Annotated in this window: 12 protein-coding genes and 4 tRNA genes; 6 read left to right on the top strand and 10 right to left on the bottom strand. The window is 41.0% G+C overall.

Annotated elements, in window-relative coordinates:
• Positions 1 to 9 precede the first annotated feature (9 nt).
• The 3 genes from hemE to ACQP6D_RS06310 all read left to right on the top strand — a co-directional run bounded on the left by hemE (position 10) and on the right by ACQP6D_RS06310 (position 5225).
• On the top strand, positions 10 to 1074 hold the full coding sequence (gene hemE, locus ACQP6D_RS06320) for a uroporphyrinogen decarboxylase (RefSeq protein WP_427857709.1): 1065 nt from the start codon (positions 10 to 12) through the stop codon (positions 1072 to 1074).
• A 200-nt stretch (positions 1075 to 1274) separates the two neighbouring features.
• Positions 1275 to 2768 (top strand): cardiolipin synthase, encoded by a 1494-nt coding sequence (cls, locus tag ACQP6D_RS06315; protein WP_369608415.1) that lies wholly within the window; start codon positions 1275 to 1277, stop codon positions 2766 to 2768.
• Positions 2769 to 3131: 363 nt separating this feature from the next.
• The gene (locus tag ACQP6D_RS06310; protein WP_427857707.1) at positions 3132 to 5225 is read left to right on the top strand and encodes a TonB-dependent receptor domain-containing protein; all 2094 of its coding nucleotides are present in this window, start codon (positions 3132 to 3134) and stop codon (positions 5223 to 5225) included.
• Positions 5226 to 5294: 69 nt separating this feature from the next.
• On the opposite strand, the gene ACQP6D_RS06305 is transcribed toward ACQP6D_RS06310, so the two are convergent.
• The 6 genes from ACQP6D_RS06305 to ACQP6D_RS06280 form a co-directional block, all read right to left on the bottom strand.
• Positions 5295 to 6398 (bottom strand): Tim44 domain-containing protein, encoded by a 1104-nt coding sequence (locus tag ACQP6D_RS06305; protein WP_267404852.1) that lies wholly within the window; start codon positions 6396 to 6398, stop codon positions 5295 to 5297.
• Between the two features lie 490 nt (positions 6399 to 6888).
• Entirely contained in the window at positions 6889 to 7530 is a 642-nt protein-coding gene (locus tag ACQP6D_RS06300; RefSeq protein WP_100141331.1) for a trimeric intracellular cation channel family protein, read from the bottom strand.
• Positions 7517 to 8230: a pseudouridine synthase gene (locus tag ACQP6D_RS06295; protein WP_427857706.1), complete on the bottom strand. Its 714-nt coding sequence runs from the start codon at positions 8228 to 8230 to the stop codon at positions 7517 to 7519. Before ACQP6D_RS06295 ends, ACQP6D_RS06300 begins: the two co-directional genes overlap by 14 nt.
• A 38-nt stretch (positions 8231 to 8268) precedes the next feature.
• Positions 8269 to 9660, bottom strand: a complete 1392-nt coding sequence (locus ACQP6D_RS06290; protein WP_370387415.1) for a sodium:proton antiporter — start codon at positions 9658 to 9660, stop codon at positions 8269 to 8271.
• Between the two features lie 265 nt (positions 9661 to 9925).
• Positions 9926 to 10501 (bottom strand): DUF1415 domain-containing protein, encoded by a 576-nt coding sequence (locus ACQP6D_RS06285; protein WP_267391071.1) that lies wholly within the window; start codon positions 10499 to 10501, stop codon positions 9926 to 9928.
• A gap of 91 nt (positions 10502 to 10592) precedes the next feature.
• A complete protein-coding gene (locus tag ACQP6D_RS06280; protein WP_100141327.1) occupies positions 10593 to 11075 on the bottom strand; it encodes an Lrp/AsnC family transcriptional regulator in 483 nt (160 codons plus the stop codon).
• A 662-nt stretch (positions 11076 to 11737) separates the two neighbouring features.
• On the opposite strand from ACQP6D_RS06280, the gene ACQP6D_RS06275 reads away from it, so the two are divergent.
• The 3 genes from ACQP6D_RS06275 (at position 11738) to ACQP6D_RS06265 (ending at position 15572) form a co-directional block, all read left to right on the top strand.
• Positions 11738 to 12934 (top strand): MFS transporter, encoded by a 1197-nt coding sequence (locus ACQP6D_RS06275; RefSeq protein WP_427857705.1) that lies wholly within the window; start codon positions 11738 to 11740, stop codon positions 12932 to 12934.
• Positions 12935 to 13191: 257 nt separating this feature from the next.
• Positions 13192 to 14382, top strand: coding sequence for an FAD-dependent monooxygenase (locus tag ACQP6D_RS06270; RefSeq protein ID WP_427857704.1), 1191 nt, complete (start codon positions 13192 to 13194; stop codon positions 14380 to 14382).
• Positions 14383 to 14408: 26 nt separating this feature from the next.
• Positions 14409 to 15572 (top strand): FAD-dependent monooxygenase, encoded by a 1164-nt coding sequence (locus tag ACQP6D_RS06265; protein WP_427857703.1) that lies wholly within the window; start codon positions 14409 to 14411, stop codon positions 15570 to 15572.
• Positions 15573 to 16802: 1230 nt separating this feature from the next.
• On the opposite strand, the gene ACQP6D_RS06260 is transcribed toward ACQP6D_RS06265, so the two are convergent.
• The 4 genes from ACQP6D_RS06260 to ACQP6D_RS06245 all read right to left on the bottom strand — a co-directional run bounded on the left by ACQP6D_RS06260 (position 16803) and on the right by ACQP6D_RS06245 (position 17229).
• A tRNA-Leu gene (locus ACQP6D_RS06260) sits at positions 16803 to 16893 on the bottom strand.
• A gap of 39 nt (positions 16894 to 16932) precedes the next feature.
• Positions 16933 to 17007 (bottom strand) — tRNA-Cys (locus ACQP6D_RS06255).
• Positions 17008 to 17027: 20 nt separating this feature from the next.
• A tRNA-Cys gene (locus tag ACQP6D_RS06250) sits at positions 17028 to 17101 on the bottom strand.
• Between the two features lie 52 nt (positions 17102 to 17153).
• Positions 17154 to 17229: transfer RNA gene (locus ACQP6D_RS06245), tRNA-Gly, on the bottom strand.
• Between the last annotated feature and the right edge of the window lie 3 nt (positions 17230 to 17232).

The raw sequence follows: 17232 nt of genomic DNA, 5'->3' as shown, positions 1-17232 counted from the left end.
AGGTAGATTATGGCAGTTTTACATAACGATACTTTTTTACGAGCTTTATTGAAACAGCCAGTCGAGTACACGCCAGTATGGCTGATGCGTCAGGCTGGACGTTACTTGCCTGAATACCGCGCTACTCGCGCCAAGGCTGGTAGTTTTCTGGCGTTATGCCATAATACCGAGCTGGCTACAGAAGTCACATTGCAACCACTGGAACGCTTTGCACTGGATGCGGCGATACTTTTTTCAGATATTCTGACTGTACCTGATGCCATGGATCTGGGCTTGCACTTTGTGGAAGGTGAGGGGCCTAAGTTTATGAATCCGCTTCGGCAGGAGCAAGATGTACAGCGGTTGCATGTACCGGATATGCAGCGGTTGCGCTATGTGTTTGATGCTGTAAACAGTATTCGGCGGGCTTTAAACGGACGTGTGCCATTGATTGGTTTCAGTGGTAGCCCGTTTACATTGGCCTGCTACATGGTTGAAGGTAGCGGTAGCCGAGATTTTCGTTTATTAAAAACTATGATGTACCAGCGGCCGCAGTTATTGCATCATATTCTGGATATCAATGCACAATCGGTTAGTCTTTATTTGAATGAGCAAATCAGAGCGGGCGCTCAGGCTGTGCAGATTTTTGATACTTGGGGCGGTATTCTCAGTGATGCAGCCTTTCAGGAGTTTGATTTACGCTATCTGCAACAGGTGATTTCTGGCTTGCATAGAGAAGCAGATGGCCGGCAAGTACCAGTAATTGTGTTTACTAAGGGCGGTGGGCAGTGGCTTGACCAGCTGGCTGATTTGGAAATCGAAGCTCTGGGGGTGGATTGGACTGTAAATTTACATCGGGCACGTGAGTTAGCTGGTGATCGAGTAGCTTTGCAGGGAAATCTTGACCCGTTGGCATTATTTGGTAATTCTGAAAGTGTTGAATGTGAAGTGCGTCGTTTACTGACCGATTATGGTAAAGGTAGCGGTCATGTGTTTAATTTAGGACATGGAATTAATCAATATACTGATCCAGAAATGGTAAAGTTTGCTGTAGAAGCAGTACATAATTTGTCAGCTCCATATCATCAGATTTAGTCATCACTAGATACTGACAACTACGGGGCTCATACAGTTTTCAGCTAAATTACCTTAATGTATAGGCAGGCACAGGAAGTGATGATTCCGGTACCTGCCAGATTTTTGTCTGGCTGTTATTTTATTTGCGTATTCATTCTTTGTTGCTTTATTTTTATAATTAATCTTTTTTTGTGTTTAAGAACAACAGGTCAGCTTTTATGTTACACAATATTCCTTGGGCAGAAATTTTTGTTGTTTTACACGTGGTGGTGGTGACTGTTCTGATGGTACGAGTGTTGTATCACCAGCGGAATACAGGTGTTTCTGTTGCTTGGATATTAATGCTGATGGCGTTTCCTCTTGTTGGTGCTGTGGCCTATTTGCTGATTGGTGAACCCAGACTAGGTTCGCGCCGATTGCGGCGCCAGCGGGAACTGGTGAAGTTTTATCATAAATTCAGTGATACCTATCTGCATGATTTCAATCAGCATGCTTGTAGTGGTCTGAATGAGCGTTATCATGGAATCAGCCTGATTGCAGCAGACAAAACTGGTTTTGAGGCTACTGAGTACAATCATCTAACTTTGCTGACACATGATGAGGAAATTATTTCTGCTATCCGCCACGATATTCAGCAGGCCAAAACGAGCTGCCTGCTGGCTTTTTATATTGTTGATCCTCAGGGTGTAATTGTCGATTTGCTGAATGATGCTATGGCGGCTGCTCAACGAGGTGTAGTGACCAGTATGCTGGTGGACAGTATTGGCAGCGCTAGATTCTGGCGTAGTGACTGGCCGCGGCGATTACGCAGTGCTGGTATTACTTTGACAGAAGCGTTACCTATACAGCTGTGGCGTACATTTTTTGTCCGTGCTGATTTGCGTAATCACCGCAAGATTGCAGTAATCGACCAGAAAATTGGCTATACCGGTAGTTTTAATCTGGTGGATCCTCGGTTTTTTAAAAAGAATGCTGGTGTCGGGCAGTGGGTGGATGTGATGATGCGCTGTGAAGGCAGTTTGGTTCAGCCACTAGCTGCTGTGTTTGCCGGTGATATGGCTGTAGAGACCGAATCTAATTTGATGCAGGTACAGCAATGGGTAGACAGCTATGGCAAACAAGCTCTAATGCAAAATTTGCAGGTTGCACAAAAAGAAAAGACCGGAGTGGTAGTACAGGTAATTCCATCAGCACCTGAACAGGGAAGTCCGGTGATTTATGACACGATTGTGAACGCTATTCATGCCGCGACACGCCGGATTATGATTACAACCCCATATTTTGTACCGGATGATGCTTTGCTACTGGCACTGACTACAGCAGCTACTCGAGGGGTGGAAGTAACCCTGATTGTACCTGAGGCTGTAGATTCGAAACTGGTTAAATATGCTTCTCGAGCTTATTATCCGATGTTGCTTCAGGCCGGTGTTAAAATTGCTTTGTTTAAAGGTGGTTTGTTGCATGCTAAAACACTAACTGTTGACAGTGATTACACGCTTTTTGGAACGGTTAATATGGATATGCGCAGTTTTTATCTGAATATGGAAATTAGTCTGGCCATTTATGATGAAGGTATGACGGAAACGATTGTTGCTTTACAAAACGGCTATCTGCGTGATTGTGAGTATATTGAACTTAAAGCATGGCAGGCGCGTTCCAAATGGTGGGGACTAGTTGAAAATTCTGTGCGTCTCGTCGGCCCATTATTGTAGCGGTTTGTGAATGTATACAAAGCTGTCTGGTACAAACCGGCAGCTTTTTTTATTAGCTGATATTGTAGATGCAGTCTGTGCAGAAAAAACTTCAGGTGTGAGTGAGAACAGTTAGTAGCTTGAGTAATCAATGTTTACTGATAAGCTGCTGTTATTAATATTTTTTAAATATTTTTTTGCTTTGATTATTATTTTTGTCAATATTTACAGATAAATAGCTGCTTATTTTATGTCTATTTCAGAATGTATAAATATTTCTGTTATATTTATGTATCTTTGATTTAGGAAGTAAATATTTACAAATAATATTTGTTTGAAAAATTTGCTTTTTATATATATTACTTATTCCAACATTTGATAATTATGTCTTACACACACTTGAAGAAATTGGTTTTGTCCCTGTCTATGTTGCCTGCTGTTGTTTATGCAGAAGATAAAGATAATGCGCAGTTGCCAGATATAGAAGTAACTGCTTTACGCACGTATGCATCGTGGCTGGATACAGCAGCATCTGTGCATACCGTTAATGCCAGAGCGCTAACTGATACACCTAAAACGAATATTTCCGATGCCCTAAAAGGGATTCCGGGTTTACAAGCTCTGGAACGGGAAAATTATGCTCAGGATATGCAAATTTCGATGCGTGGTTTTGGCGCGCGTTCAACATTTGGGGTGCGTGGTATTCGCATATACGTTGATGGTATTCCAGCTTCTATGCCAGATGGGCAAGGGCAGACTTCTAATATAGATTTGAACTCTTTAGATAAAATAGAAGTGCTTGGTGGTCCTTTTTCATCTCTGTATGGGAACTCCTCAGGAGGAACAATACTGGCAACTACCCGTGAAGGCGAAGGTAAGCCCAGTGTTAGTCTTGGATTCAATACCAGTCGTTTTGCTAAGCAGCAAACTTCATTTCAGTTGCAGAGTGGGAGTGAATCAGCGTACCTACCAGCCTATAATATCAGCTCTAATTATTTTGATACCAATGGATATCGCGAGCACAGCGATGCACGGAAGGTACTGAATAATGCTAAATTTACATGGAATCTGAATGATGGCAGTACGCTGAATTGGGTGCTGAATCAGGTACGCATCAGAGCGGCTGATCCCGGCGGACTGACACGTGAACAATGGCAGGAGAATCCGCGCCAGATTGCTCAAAATGTCAGGGATTACAACATGCGTAAGGAAATTGACCAAAGCCAGACTGGTTTAACTTGGGATAAACCCATTAATGAGCATAATAGTCTATATGCAATGGTTTATGCCGGCCGTCGTCATGTAGTGCAATATCAGTCGATTCCGGCCAAGGCGCAAACCGCTCCTAAGCACGCAGGAGGCGTGATTGATTTTACCCGACATTATTATGGAGCCGATTTGCGTTGGCTAAACAAAAACACTTTGCCCAATCTCACTCTTATTGGGGGAGTGGCATTTGACCGTGAGAATGAAGACCGGCAAGGATACAATAATTTTAACGGCAGCCATCTGGGGGTGAAGGGTAAATTGCGTCGGGATGAGTACAATACTTTATGGAATCTCGACCCATATATGCAGTTTTCGTGGCGTTTTGTGCCGAAATGGCATGTGGATGGAGGCTTGCGTTATAGTAACGTACATTTTAAAACGCAGGATCATTATCTAGCTAATGGCGATGATAGTGGAGCACTGCGTTACCATAAATTATTGCCCAGTATTTCGCTAGGCTGGGATTTCCGGGATGATGCGGCTGCTTATATTGCCTATGGCAAAGGTTTTGAAACGCCTACTTTTACTGAAATGGCTTATCGGCCAGATGGTATGGCCGGTTTTAATTTCAATCTTAAGCCTTCTACCAGCGATACTATTGAAGCAGGACTGAAATTTGACCAGCAATGGGGAATATTTTCTGCAACAGCATTTCACACTGAGTCACATAACGATATAGTCTCAGCTGTATCAGCCGGAGGCCGTAGTACATTTCGTAATGCTGACCGTACCAAAAGATATGGCGCAGAGTTAGGCTGGCAGAAAACACTGTGGCAAAATTTGGAGGCGCGGGCTAGCTACTCATATATTGATGCCAAATTTGATAGTGATATACCGGCGCTAGGAAAAGCAGTTGCTGTGCGTAAGGGAAATAAAATACCGGGAGTAGCACAGAATCAATTGTATTTTGGTTTGCAATGGCAACCGAAGCAAGGATGGCAAGGCGGTATGGATGTTCGTTATATGGATAAAATATACGTTAATGACAGCAATACGGATCATGCCCCTGGTTATGCGCTGGCATCTGCCAATATTGGTTATGAATGGGCTTATCGAGGCTGGACATTAAGCAGCTACGCACGTGTTGATAATCTGTTTAATCGACGTTACGCTGGTTCGGTGATTGTCAATGATAGTAATGGCCGTTATTTCGAACCCTCTCCTAAACGGACTTTCAGTACTGGTCTTAATATTCGCAAAGCTTTATGATAAAAAAGCACTGATTTAATCAGTGCTTTTTTCTTAAACGGCGTAATTTATCTTACGCAATGTTCTCAATTAATCCTGCTGAATTCCGGCTATTAACCATTCTTGCTGATTACTAAGCGGTTTGACAAAATGCCAGACTTCGCTGAACGGTTGCTGAGGGCTGCCCAGATTTTCACTGACTAGTCCACTGAAGCGTACGCTGGCAATGTACTGACCATTTTCCTGTGTGCTGTCTACCAGTTCGGCATTGAGGTCGCTGAATTCGGCCGTATCCTGATTCTGGATAATATCGTCGCGGATGGCGGCAAACATTTCAGGTGTAAAGTAGCGTCTAATTTCTTCCAGATTCGAGGCATTATTCATGGATTGCACATGATTAAAACGTTGCCGTGCAAAGCGAAGAAATGCTTCAGTATTGCTGCCATCAGCCATACCCGAAAAATTGTTTGGCATGACAGAGCTATTGTTGCTTAGATTTTGACCAAATATGTTGGTACGGGCACTATTACTGCTATTGTTCTGAGTGCCGAAATGATTGCTGTTTTGCTGAGTATTGTAAGGTATATTGCCCTGATTATTTTTTTTTGCTGCAAAACGGCGATACAAATAGACTCCGCCAATCACAATAATGAGAAGCCATAGCCAGCTAAACCCGCTTTTTTTCTCTGGCTGCGCCATTTGTGTCTGCTGATTAGCCTCAGGGATGGTCTGATTATCAACATTATTAGCCGCATTATTGTAATCACTTGCAGGGGTAGCGTTGGTGGTAGCAGGTTGCTGCTGGTTGTGGTTTGCCATAGCATGGCCGGCTAATGCACCAATTGCTGCTCCAGCAACACCGGCACCAATGACTCGTGCAGTACTGTTTCCACGAGGCTGAGCTTGATTGGCGTAACCATTCTGATTATTACCGTATCGGTAATCATTGCGTCCAGAATTTGAATAAGAGCGTGACATACCTGCATTATTACCTCCTCCTAGACGGCTAGACGAAGAATTTGCATAATTGCTGCGGTTGTACTGGTAGGAAGGGCTGCTATACGTGCTGGAATAGCTGGATCGTGACATACCACGGTTTCCTCCGCCTCCAATGCGTTTGGCTTCTGCTAAAGGGCTCAAGGTAAGGCTGAGGATGACAGCTGAAGCAATGTATCGTAGTTTTCGATTGTCCATTATTTGGATACTTTCATATCTTGAATATTAAATTTAACTTTACTGTACATAGCGTTGAAAAATAAGATTTCAAGCAAAAAAAACAGCAATATTTAAACTATTTTACGGTTTAATGGTAGCTTTTGCGAATTGCACTCGGCATTTTAGCGAAAAATAACTAGCATGGTATGATGAACTTAGGCGTTAAAGAGGTTTGGATTGAGTTTGTTAAACAGCGCTCACCTGTGAAGAGTTTTGCAGCTTGCTGTTATTTATTTGATAAAAATGGGGATATCTTGATTAGAAGGATTGCTGGTAGATGAATTAAATACACTCCAGATAAAAAGAACCCTCTGTGCCAAGGGGAGAAGCAGCAGAGGGCCAAAATAATGTTTCGACAAGAGAATACTAAAAAGCATTTGAAATCTTGAGGTTATACGCTTGTTGCTGCGTATGGATATCATCTTAATGACTTAGACTGTTTTTTGCAGAGAAAGTTCATGTATTTTTGTTATATTTTGTAATTTTTCTTTTTTTGAAATCCGGGCAAGGTGATGTTGTAGCGATAAACGATTAAACGGCTGATGACACCACTGATAAACAACACATTAATGCTCAGTGGTGTAACCATATTCCAATGATTCAATATGCATAATAGCAGCCCGAGTAATATTGCTATAGTTCCATAGATGTCACTACGCAAAATGATCGGGACTTCATTGACTAAAATATCACGCAGAATCCCGCCACCCACTGCAGTAACAAAGGCTAAGGTGACTACGCCAAACCAGTTTAATTTCAATGCTAAGCCGACTTCGGCACCAGTCAGGCTGAATGCAGCCAGCCCGAGCGCATCTGCTACCACAAACCATACTGCAAGAACTCGGTGACGCTGATACTGAATATGAAACAACCACGATAATAAAAGCGTAATAAAAATAGTCCACAATGAGGTATTGCTTTTAAATATCATCGGAATATGTCCGATAAGGGCATCGCGCATCATGCCGCCGCCCACTGCAGTGAGTAAAGCAACGATTATTACACCGAGAATGTCTAGCCTTTTACGAAATCCGACCAAATAGCCAGACACAGCAAATGCTACAGTACCTATGATGTTAATCAGCTGAAAAATAAGATCAGTATTGAGCATATTGCAGTTTATCGAAATCGGGTTGAAAAAAACGCCAGCCACCTACCGGTAAATCTTCGGCTTGCCAGGGACCAAATGCGCTACGGTGTAAAGCAACTACCCGATTACCCGCAGCTGCAACCATGCGTTTTACCTGATGATACTTTCCAGAAGTAATGGTAAGCAGCAGGGTATGGGAGTCGGTCAGTTCAGCCGTTTCTGCTTGTACAGTTTCATTGTCATCATGTAGCAATACCCCTTGCTTTAACTTCATACACAAACTTTCATCAGCAGCATGTTTCAGGCTAACTCGGTAAATTTTAGGTAGCTTGTGTTTAGGCGAGGTACAGCGATGATTAAACTGGCCATCGTTGGTCAAAATCAGAACACCGGTGGTATCTGCATCTAGCCGGCCAACAGCTTGCATATTTAGATGGCGCAGTGGTTCGGGTAATATGCTGAATACACTAGGATAAAACTGAGGTTTGTGTGAAGTTTCGTAGTCGGCAGGTTTGTTTAGCAGAATATAAAAATAGGGCAATGGCACAGGTGGGAGATTCACTTCGTCAATTTGCAGACTGCTGACATTCGATGGTTCTATCTCCATGCGTGCATCGGTACAAAGCTGCCCATTAATGAGTACAGCGGCATCTTTAATCAGCACCTGACATTGCTTACGGCTGCCCAGACCCTGCGCTTGCAGGTATTTCAATAAATGCATAACAAATTAACCTTACAGGCCGTTATTTTCTCGATAAATTAAAAAAATAAAAGCGTATCTACAATAAACAATGGAATAAGTATAGTTAAAGACCAACCCATGTAGCCAAAAAAACTGGGCATGGCGATATGCTGCTGCTCAGCGATTGATTTAATCATCAGATTAGGTGCATTGCCAATATAACTGAGTGCTCCCATAAATACTGAGCCCATGGAAATAGCCAGCAGTGTTTTAGAAAATTGCAGCATCAGTAATTGTGCTTCACCACCGGCAAGATTAAAAAATACCAGATAGGTTGGCGCATTATCCAGAAAACCGGATAAAACACCACTCATCCAGAAATACAGCGTATTAACAGGCGCTCCATTGTGGTGAATGAAATTGACTAGTGGCTTAAATTGACCATCTGATCCTAATTGCAATATTGCCATCACTGGTGCAATGGTAATAAAAATGCCGATAAACAGCTTTCCGACTTCTTGCATTGGTGCCCAGTTGAATTCATTCTGCTGACGCAGTGCGGATGGAGTGTACTTCAGTCCGCATAAGGTAATCAGTAGTAGTAAACCATCACGAATACAGGCTATTAAGCTAATTTCTATGCCAAAAAACTGCCAGATTGGAAAATTTTTACATAAACCAGACAATAGTATGATAACTATTACTGCCAGCAAAAACAGTAAGTTGATTTTACCCTCAATTGTCCATGTAGACTTGTGTGGTTGTGATAGAGGCTCAATTCTGGCTTCTCGTCGCCATAACCAATTATCTATACAGCTAAACAAGACTAGTAAAAGCACTGTATTCAGCAATACTGGTAAAATCATATGACTAAATGTCCACTGGAATCCTACGCCTTTTAGAAAGCCCAGAAACAAGGGTGGATCACCAAGCGGTGTTAAACCTCCACCGATATTAGCCACCAAAAAAATGAAAAATACTACTATATGAACACGATACCGTCTCTGTGCATTGGCACGCAGTATTGGCCGAATGAGTAGCATGGAAGCTCCTGTCGTTCCCATCAGTCCAGCCAGAACGGTACCGCTTGCTAAAAGTAAAACATTTAATTTAACACTGCCAATACCATTATTCCGAATTACTATACCCCCAGAAAGAGTATAGAGCGCCAGTAACAGTAGCATAAATGGCAGATATTCCTGCAGTAGAGTATGCAGAACAAGTGAAACACATGTCATGATACTGAATTGCCAGCATAGTGGTAGCAGGAAGATACAGCACCATATAGCAATAATTTTGCCACTATGGTGATGCCAAAGATGTGGTATCAGTAAAGGACTAACAGCAATGGAAAGAAGCACGCCAATAAAGGGAAGACACCACCACAGACTTAGTTCATCAGCTGGTAAGCCAGCAGCCAGCACTGTAGCAGGTATAAAGAAGCCGATAAATGCGCTGATATAGCGCAATATGTGACTTTTTTGGCACAAAATGGCTAAAGCGGACAGAGAAGAGAAATGGGATACCGGAAGCATTACAAAGGTGGTTTATTTTAACAATCGCGATTTTAACAACAAAAATAAAAAATGGTTGAAGAAAAGTTTTTTCTGCTTTAAAAGTGAGTAGAGAAAAGGAATTTAAATCAAAGATATTTAAGATGTGTTGTCTATAGATTGTAACCGACGCGCTTTAGTTAACCTATATTCTTCTGGCCTATATAAATGTAATCTCTGTTCAGTGCTTTTTTTGTAGCGGATACTTTATGCCGAGGCTAGACCATCCTTCCGTACCCATCGTGCGCAATAATGTTTTGTTGCGTTCATAAATGGATCCTGCATCAGGAAAGGCGGCCACAGCTTGATCTATACTGCTCTCTCTAATCAGATGCAGTATTGGATATGGGCTTCGATTTGTATAATTGGTAATGTCTTCAGCTTGTTCATCAGCAAACTGAAAATTTGGATGGAATGGTGCTATCTGAATGGTGCCTGTGGCATCAATATCTTCTAAAACTTGTTCGGCAAGAGCCACTACGTCGAGGAAAACCTCAAAATCAGCGAATAATTTTGGTTCAATAACTAATGTGGTTTCAATTTCAGTGGCTGGTGTCTGTAATAAAAGGCGTAATTCGTTTTCTAGCAAATCAAGAAATGCATCAGTATGTCTAGCATGGCTGATACTGAAGCGCAGTCTGTGTAGCTGGTATGGTCTGCGAGCAAAAGGGCAAAGATTCAGGCCGATTACTGCCCGTTCTAGCCATTGCTGGCAAATGGCGGAGATATCATCATCAGAATAGACATTGGCAGACATAAATCTCGATATTGCCTTTATATTAACTGTTTTAACATTTAGAAATAATTGATTAATCAGATTGTGCCTGGCTCATCGTTTTTTTCATATACTAACTGATATTCAGGTGTTCCAGTGGTAAAGAAGTCGTTGCCTTGATTTCTCTCAGAACGAAACTAGATTTGGCATCTTCCACCCCTGGTGTGGCCAGCAATGTTTCCAACACAAAATGTGAGAAAGCATTCATATCGGAAAAAAAAGCTTGAAGAATATAATCTGATTCGCCGGTTAAGGCAAAACAGTTTAGAACGTGCGGCCAATTTTGCACTGCTTGAGTAAATTCATCTCGTTTTTGTTTATTCTTGTTTACACTAACATGAATAAAAGCCTGTAATCCAAGTGCAACGTGGTTTGGGTCTAGTAGCGCAGCATAGCGACGGATGATTCCTGATTCTTCAAGCTGCTTTAGCCGGCGCAGGCAAGGTGAGGGCGATAGTGCCACACGCTCGGACAGCTCTACATTGGTAAGACGACCGTTGTCTTGTAAAACTTGCAGGATTTTTAGGTCGGTTTTATCTAAAAAACTTATTGCCATAATGCAAGGATCCTGAGGATTACTGCCGCATTGATGCAACAGGCAGCGAAACATAGATTAAAGTTAAAGTTTATGAGTGATGCAAAATTGCATTTTATTACATAAAAAAGTTTATTTTGACATTAATTTAATTTTAATACTAGTTATTCTGAATGATTTTTGTTTATCTATCTACTTTAATAATATAAAAAAATGTAGTCAGCTATTTGTGATAACTGAAAATGAATATTTTAGTGTAAAGTTTCAAAGTTAAGCTATATACGTCAAGGTTTGATTAATATTTCGTTCTGTTTTTACAAGTAATACAAGTGCAACTCATAATTATAATAAATGAATTTAAAATTACCATACCTGTGCATTTAAAAACATCTATTTGTCTTACGACACCAATATAAGCAATATCTTTTAAAGTTGTTGAAGTGCTTTAGTGCTAAATGTGATGAAAATTTATTTATTATCATGCGTGAAATTATTACTGCTGAAAATCCAAAGTTGTTCTCAAACCTATTGAAAAGCAGAAAAGCAATATTTCATATAAAGGGTATAATTACCATTCCACAAAATTTAACTCAGGTTAAAAAACATTATTCATAACCCTTTTCTTCACCTATCTTGATGATTTCACATGATTGATAAGTGAAGTTGAATAGTTTTAATCAATTATGTCTGACTTATCTGCGGCTTTAGCCAAACCTAAACTAAATCTTGCTCTCATATTTACCGTATTACTCATCGGGGCTCTGGCTTTTGTGCAAGTCTATTCTGTGCAGTCCATATTGCCTGTGCTAATGCAGGAATTTCATGCCAGTGCTGCTACTGTCGGCTCAACCGTAGGCGCTACTATTCTGGCAGTCGCATTGATGTCTCCGTTTCTAGGTATGATTTCAGATGCTTTCGGACGCAAGATGTTTATTGTTGGTTCAATCATATTTATCTCTATCCCAACACTGGCTCTGTCTTTTGTGCATAGCATCAGCTGGCTTTGGTGGCTGCGATTTGTACAAGGGTTGGCTGTTCCCGGTATCACTGTAGTATTGCTGGCTTATATAGGCGAAGAATTCAGTGGCAATCCGCGCATCAGGCTAATGAGTTTCTTTGTTTCCGGTACGGTGCTTGGTGGCTTTCTTGGCCGGTTTTTGATGGGTTATCTCACTGAATTTATCGGCTGGCGACATGCATTTATGATAATGGGTATCATCAGTTTGCTGGGGGGCTTACTGGTGTGGCGCAACTTGCCAGCATCCAAACAGTTTGAAGCTAAGCCACAGGTTTCAACCGCATTGAAGACTCTCTGGCATCATCTGCACAATCGTTACGTTCTTGCGGCGTGTGCACTAGGTTTTTGTGTACTGTTTTCATTGGTTGGATGTTTCACTTATATTAATCTGTATTTGGATCAGCCACCTTATAATCTTTCAAGCTCGCAACTAGCCAATATATTTGCGGTGTATTTAATAGGTATGATTATTACGCCGTTGTCAGCTCGTCTGATTATCAAATTTGGAACTAATCTAACTGTATTAATGGCCATGAGTTTGTCGATTTTCGGCGTATTATTAACATTATTGCATCCATTGTGGATGATTGTTTTGGCACTTGCCGTGATGAGTAGTGGTATTTTTATTACTCAGTCTTCCACCATCACTTATATATCTGCTAATGTCACAGAAGGCCGCTCATTGGCTTCTGGGTTATATTACATGTGTTACTATGCTGGTGGTTTTACGGGTTCACTGCTTTGTGGCCATGCTTTTGAAAGTGGTGGCTGGTTTATGACAGCAGTCACATTGATTAGCGCTCAACTGCTGGCTATGCTGATAGGTGGTGTACTGATGCGAAAAAAGGCTAAACTTAATTAGCCTTGAGCACATGTGCAAAGCTAGTAGACAATAATCATTTCCCAGTAATAAAGAAAAAACCAGACCACAACTTCAATTTATCAATAAGATAATTAGCTTTATCTGCCATAGAAAACACATGTGTAATGAGCAGTAAAACTGCCGCACTAAAATCTATGCCAAGTACAGATTGGGATAATGCTTATATGGCTGTTTTTACTTTATCGAGTGGTAAATTACGTTAGAATCTGTTTTTTTTGATTGTAAAAGGGTGCATCATGCAACCATTGTCACATTATCCGATTGTGATTATCGGTGCTGGTCCGGTGGGTATGCTTGCAGCCCTGATGTTGCAGCAACAGGGAAAATCTGTATTATTGCTTGAAGCTCGTGCCGCCGGCAGCAGATTGACCGATCAGCGTACACTGGCTTTGTCATATCACAGTATTCAAATATTTCGTCATGCTGGAGTGGAACTCCCAGACGATGTTTTTACTTTCATTCAGAAGGTGCACGTTTCGCGGCAGCATCATTTTGGTCGAGTACTGTTGTCAGCTCAGGATATAAATCTGCCTTATCTCGGTGCCACCATTGATTATGTGAAATTGGTTCAGGCCTGTGAACAAGCACTGACTAAACTTCGGGTTCCCGTACAATGGCAGACTAAGGTAGAAAAAATACATACAACGCCACATTGGGCTTCTATCCAGTGCCAGAGCCAGTTTCAGACACGCATAATCACTGCGCAATGGCTAATTCTCGCTGAGGGCGGTAATTTGGCCGCAGACTTACCTGATATTCAGATATGCAGCCACGATTATCAGCAACAGGCCTTGGTCAGTACTCTTAAATTTGAATTCCCCAATCAATCCGTTGCTTATGAACGGTTCACCCTTAACGGTCCATTGGCATTATTGCCGTATACAAATGATTTTCGTCTGGTATGGACATGTACGCCGCAAGAAGCAAAACACCGCCAGCAGACGGATTTGGATACAATGAATCAGCAGTTACAAATGGTGCTGGGAAACCGTCTTGGCCGGCTTTGTCAGATAGGCAATGTGGCAACTTTTCCCCTACAATTGCGGCAGCTTAGCCGTGTTTACAGCCAGCGAGTAATCTGTATCGGTAATGCAGCTCAGACCATGCATCCGGTGGCTGCTCAGGGACTGAATTTGGGTGTACGTGATGCAGAAACACTAAGTGCAGTATTTGGCTCATTTGATATTGCAAAACTGGATAATGATATTTTGGCACGAAACTATGCACAAGCACGTGCTTATGATGCGAATGCGGTTGTAGGATTCACACATGCTTTGGTTCAACTGTTTGATCATGCCCATAGTGGTCTGGCTTACGGCCAGAGTTTAGGGATGAGCATTCTGGGTGCTATACCAGCTTTCAGACAGTCATTTACCAAACAATTGGTTTATGGTCTGAATTCATCCTTCACAGATTTTGCTGAATAAGAATATTGGCATGATAAGGACGTAAAATGCAGCATAAGCAGCAAACAGATTTTGACATCATTGTTCTTGGTGGTGGGCTAATTGGAGCGACATTGGCACTTATATTGCAGCAGCAGGGCAAAAGTGTATTACTAGTAGAAAAAGCACCACCAACAACCAACCTGACCAGTCTGACTCAATCATGGGATGCGCGTATCTATGCAGTTAGCCCAGCCAACCAACAGCTTTTAAATAAATTAGGTGTATGGCCTGCTGAGAGAGTACAGCCAGTAAGCCATATGGAAGTATATGGCGACACCAACGGGCATATCAGTTTTGATGCAGCCAGCGTAAAAGTACCTTATCTGAATTACATGCTGGAAAACCGCTATTTGCTAGCCAGAATATGGCTTGCTTTGGTAGAGACTGATGTAACCATTCTGCAAAGTAAGCCCCAAATGATAAGCACTGACGTCTGGTCAGCACAGCTTATATTGGAAAATGGCTCTTCTTATCGCAGTCAGTTACTCATAGGTGCTGATGGTGCTCAATCGTGGCTACGGCAGCAGGCAGGTATTACAGTAAACGTTTCACCGTACAAGCAGCAAGGTTTGGTAGCTAATTTCAACACAGAAGAATATCATCACGGCTGCGCTTACCAGTGGTTTAGTCATGGCGATATTCTTGCTTATCTGCCTTTACCAGGGCATCAAATTTCCATTGTTTGGTCTACAGCTTCTGCAGACAAGCTTTCACATCTGAATGGTGAAGATTTTGCCTGTAAAGTAGCTGAAGCAGGCAATTATCAGTTGGGTGAATTAAGCCCGATCACTCCGGTATTTGCTTTCGACCTTATTAAGCGCCAGCCGCAGACTATCATCAGTCAGCGTATAGCTTTGATTGGTGATGCAGCACATACCGTTCATCCTTTGGCTGGACAAGGTGTTAATCTGGGTTTCGCAGATGTAGAATATCTCAGTCAATTGCTAGCACATGCCGAGGATTTAGGTAGCTGGTCTTTGCTCAGACAATATCAGCGTTCCCGTTTGCTAGCAGTGCGCACAATGCAGCAGGGTTGTGATGGATTGTTCAGACTGTTTGCCAATAATTACCTACCCGGAATAAGCTGGTTGCGCAATCAGGGAATGAATATGGTGAATAATTTAGATTTGTTTAAAAATCAGCTAATTCGTCAAGCTATGGGTCTGTAATAATCTCAAGCCTAACCACTGTAAAATATATTTTAATTGATGAGTAAAAATTTAAATTCCTGTATTTAAATATTTCTATTTATAAAAATGTATGAATTGTTGAAAATTTTAATAAATAATTAATTTACAGTTTCGTTGCTGCTCGTTTTTCCAATCAATATGAATGTGTAAAATACTCTTCGTTTAAAAATGGATATAAATATATATTAATAGGTACCCAGATAAAAGTGCTATATTATCAATCATCAAATGTATTAATCTGGTACACCAGCCCATTTTGATCAATAACCTTTATCTTATCACATCATAATATCAAGGCTGAATTAAGACTTAATTGCTGCATATTTTGCATGGGTGGCTTTTTAAGTTATTTCTTTCTCTCAGGTAGTGACTTTTGTGACATAAAAAGCTATAAAATTAGCTGCTAGACTCAAAAATGATTGAATTATTAAATATTAATCCTGATGATATAGGGATAAAATACGCATAAACAGAATAAAATTATTTTAATATTATTGATTATGTATTTTTATATTGATGAATTTATTTAATTTTTATCAAGTTATTATACTGTCTGTAACTAGCTTGATGTCGAAAGCTTATCTGTTTATTACTATTTTCAGGTTAGAATGTTTGGAATAAATATTTTAACTTTCACAACGCATGTGTTTTTTACTAATTTGTGATTGTTAAGCTTCGGATATTCTTAGAAATACGTGTTATTTGTATTATTTATTATTTTTTGGTTTTTTAGCCTGAGGAATTAATAGAGCATAATGTAATGATTTGGCTTTTTCTTAAGCTCACACATCGGCTTATTAAAATTTAAAATAAAGAAAGTTAATACGTATATTAAGATTGATATTTGTAATGCCTAAAACTCAAGTTTTAGTTCGAGTACTTTGATTGAGCAATATCAGAAAAAAACTCAAGCTATATCTGAACTGATTAAAGGCTTACCATTGGATGCAATATTATTTGGATTAATTATCACAGTTAAATTCTAGTTTGTTTTCTCAAGTTTGCATAGAAAACTGCTGATATCACACTCAAATCTGTAACTGAATAAGACTGTACGAAGATAATCAAAAAATTTGCTGTGTACCAATTCTTTGTAGAGATGTTATATTCTGCTATAAATGGGATTAAAAATTTGAACAGTTTTAAACATCTAAGGTCTGAACTCATTTGTACAAATTTCTGTATTTATGAGTATAGGCGAGTATAGAATGGTGCCCGGAGCCGGAATCGAACCGGCACGGCCGTTTTAAGAGCCGACGGATTTTAAGTCCGTTGTGTCTACCTATTTCACCACCCGGGCGGATGGAAATTAATACAAAAGATGTATTAATTTTTTTGTTGGAGGCGGGGGCACGGATTTAAACCGGCCTACACAGCTTTGCACACTGTGGCATAGTCACTCTGCCACCCCGCCATAAAACTATTCAAATTATCTGGAGGCGGGAGTCGGAATCGAACCGGCGTACACGGATTTGCAGTCCGCTGCATGACCACTCTGCCATCCCGCCTTAAATCTTAAATATTTACTCAATCGGGTAGAGCAACTACTAAATAAAAATCTGGAGCGGGAAACGAGTCTCGAACTCGCGACCTCAACCTTGGCAAGGTTGCGCTCTACCAACTGAGCTATTCCCGCATT

Origin of the sequence: Snodgrassella sp. CS2 (genome assembly GCF_050310315.1) — a bacterium.
Classification (GTDB): domain Bacteria; phylum Pseudomonadota; class Gammaproteobacteria; order Burkholderiales; family Neisseriaceae; genus Snodgrassella; species Snodgrassella alvi_E.
This window is presented reverse-complemented; position numbering and strand designations above follow the sequence as displayed.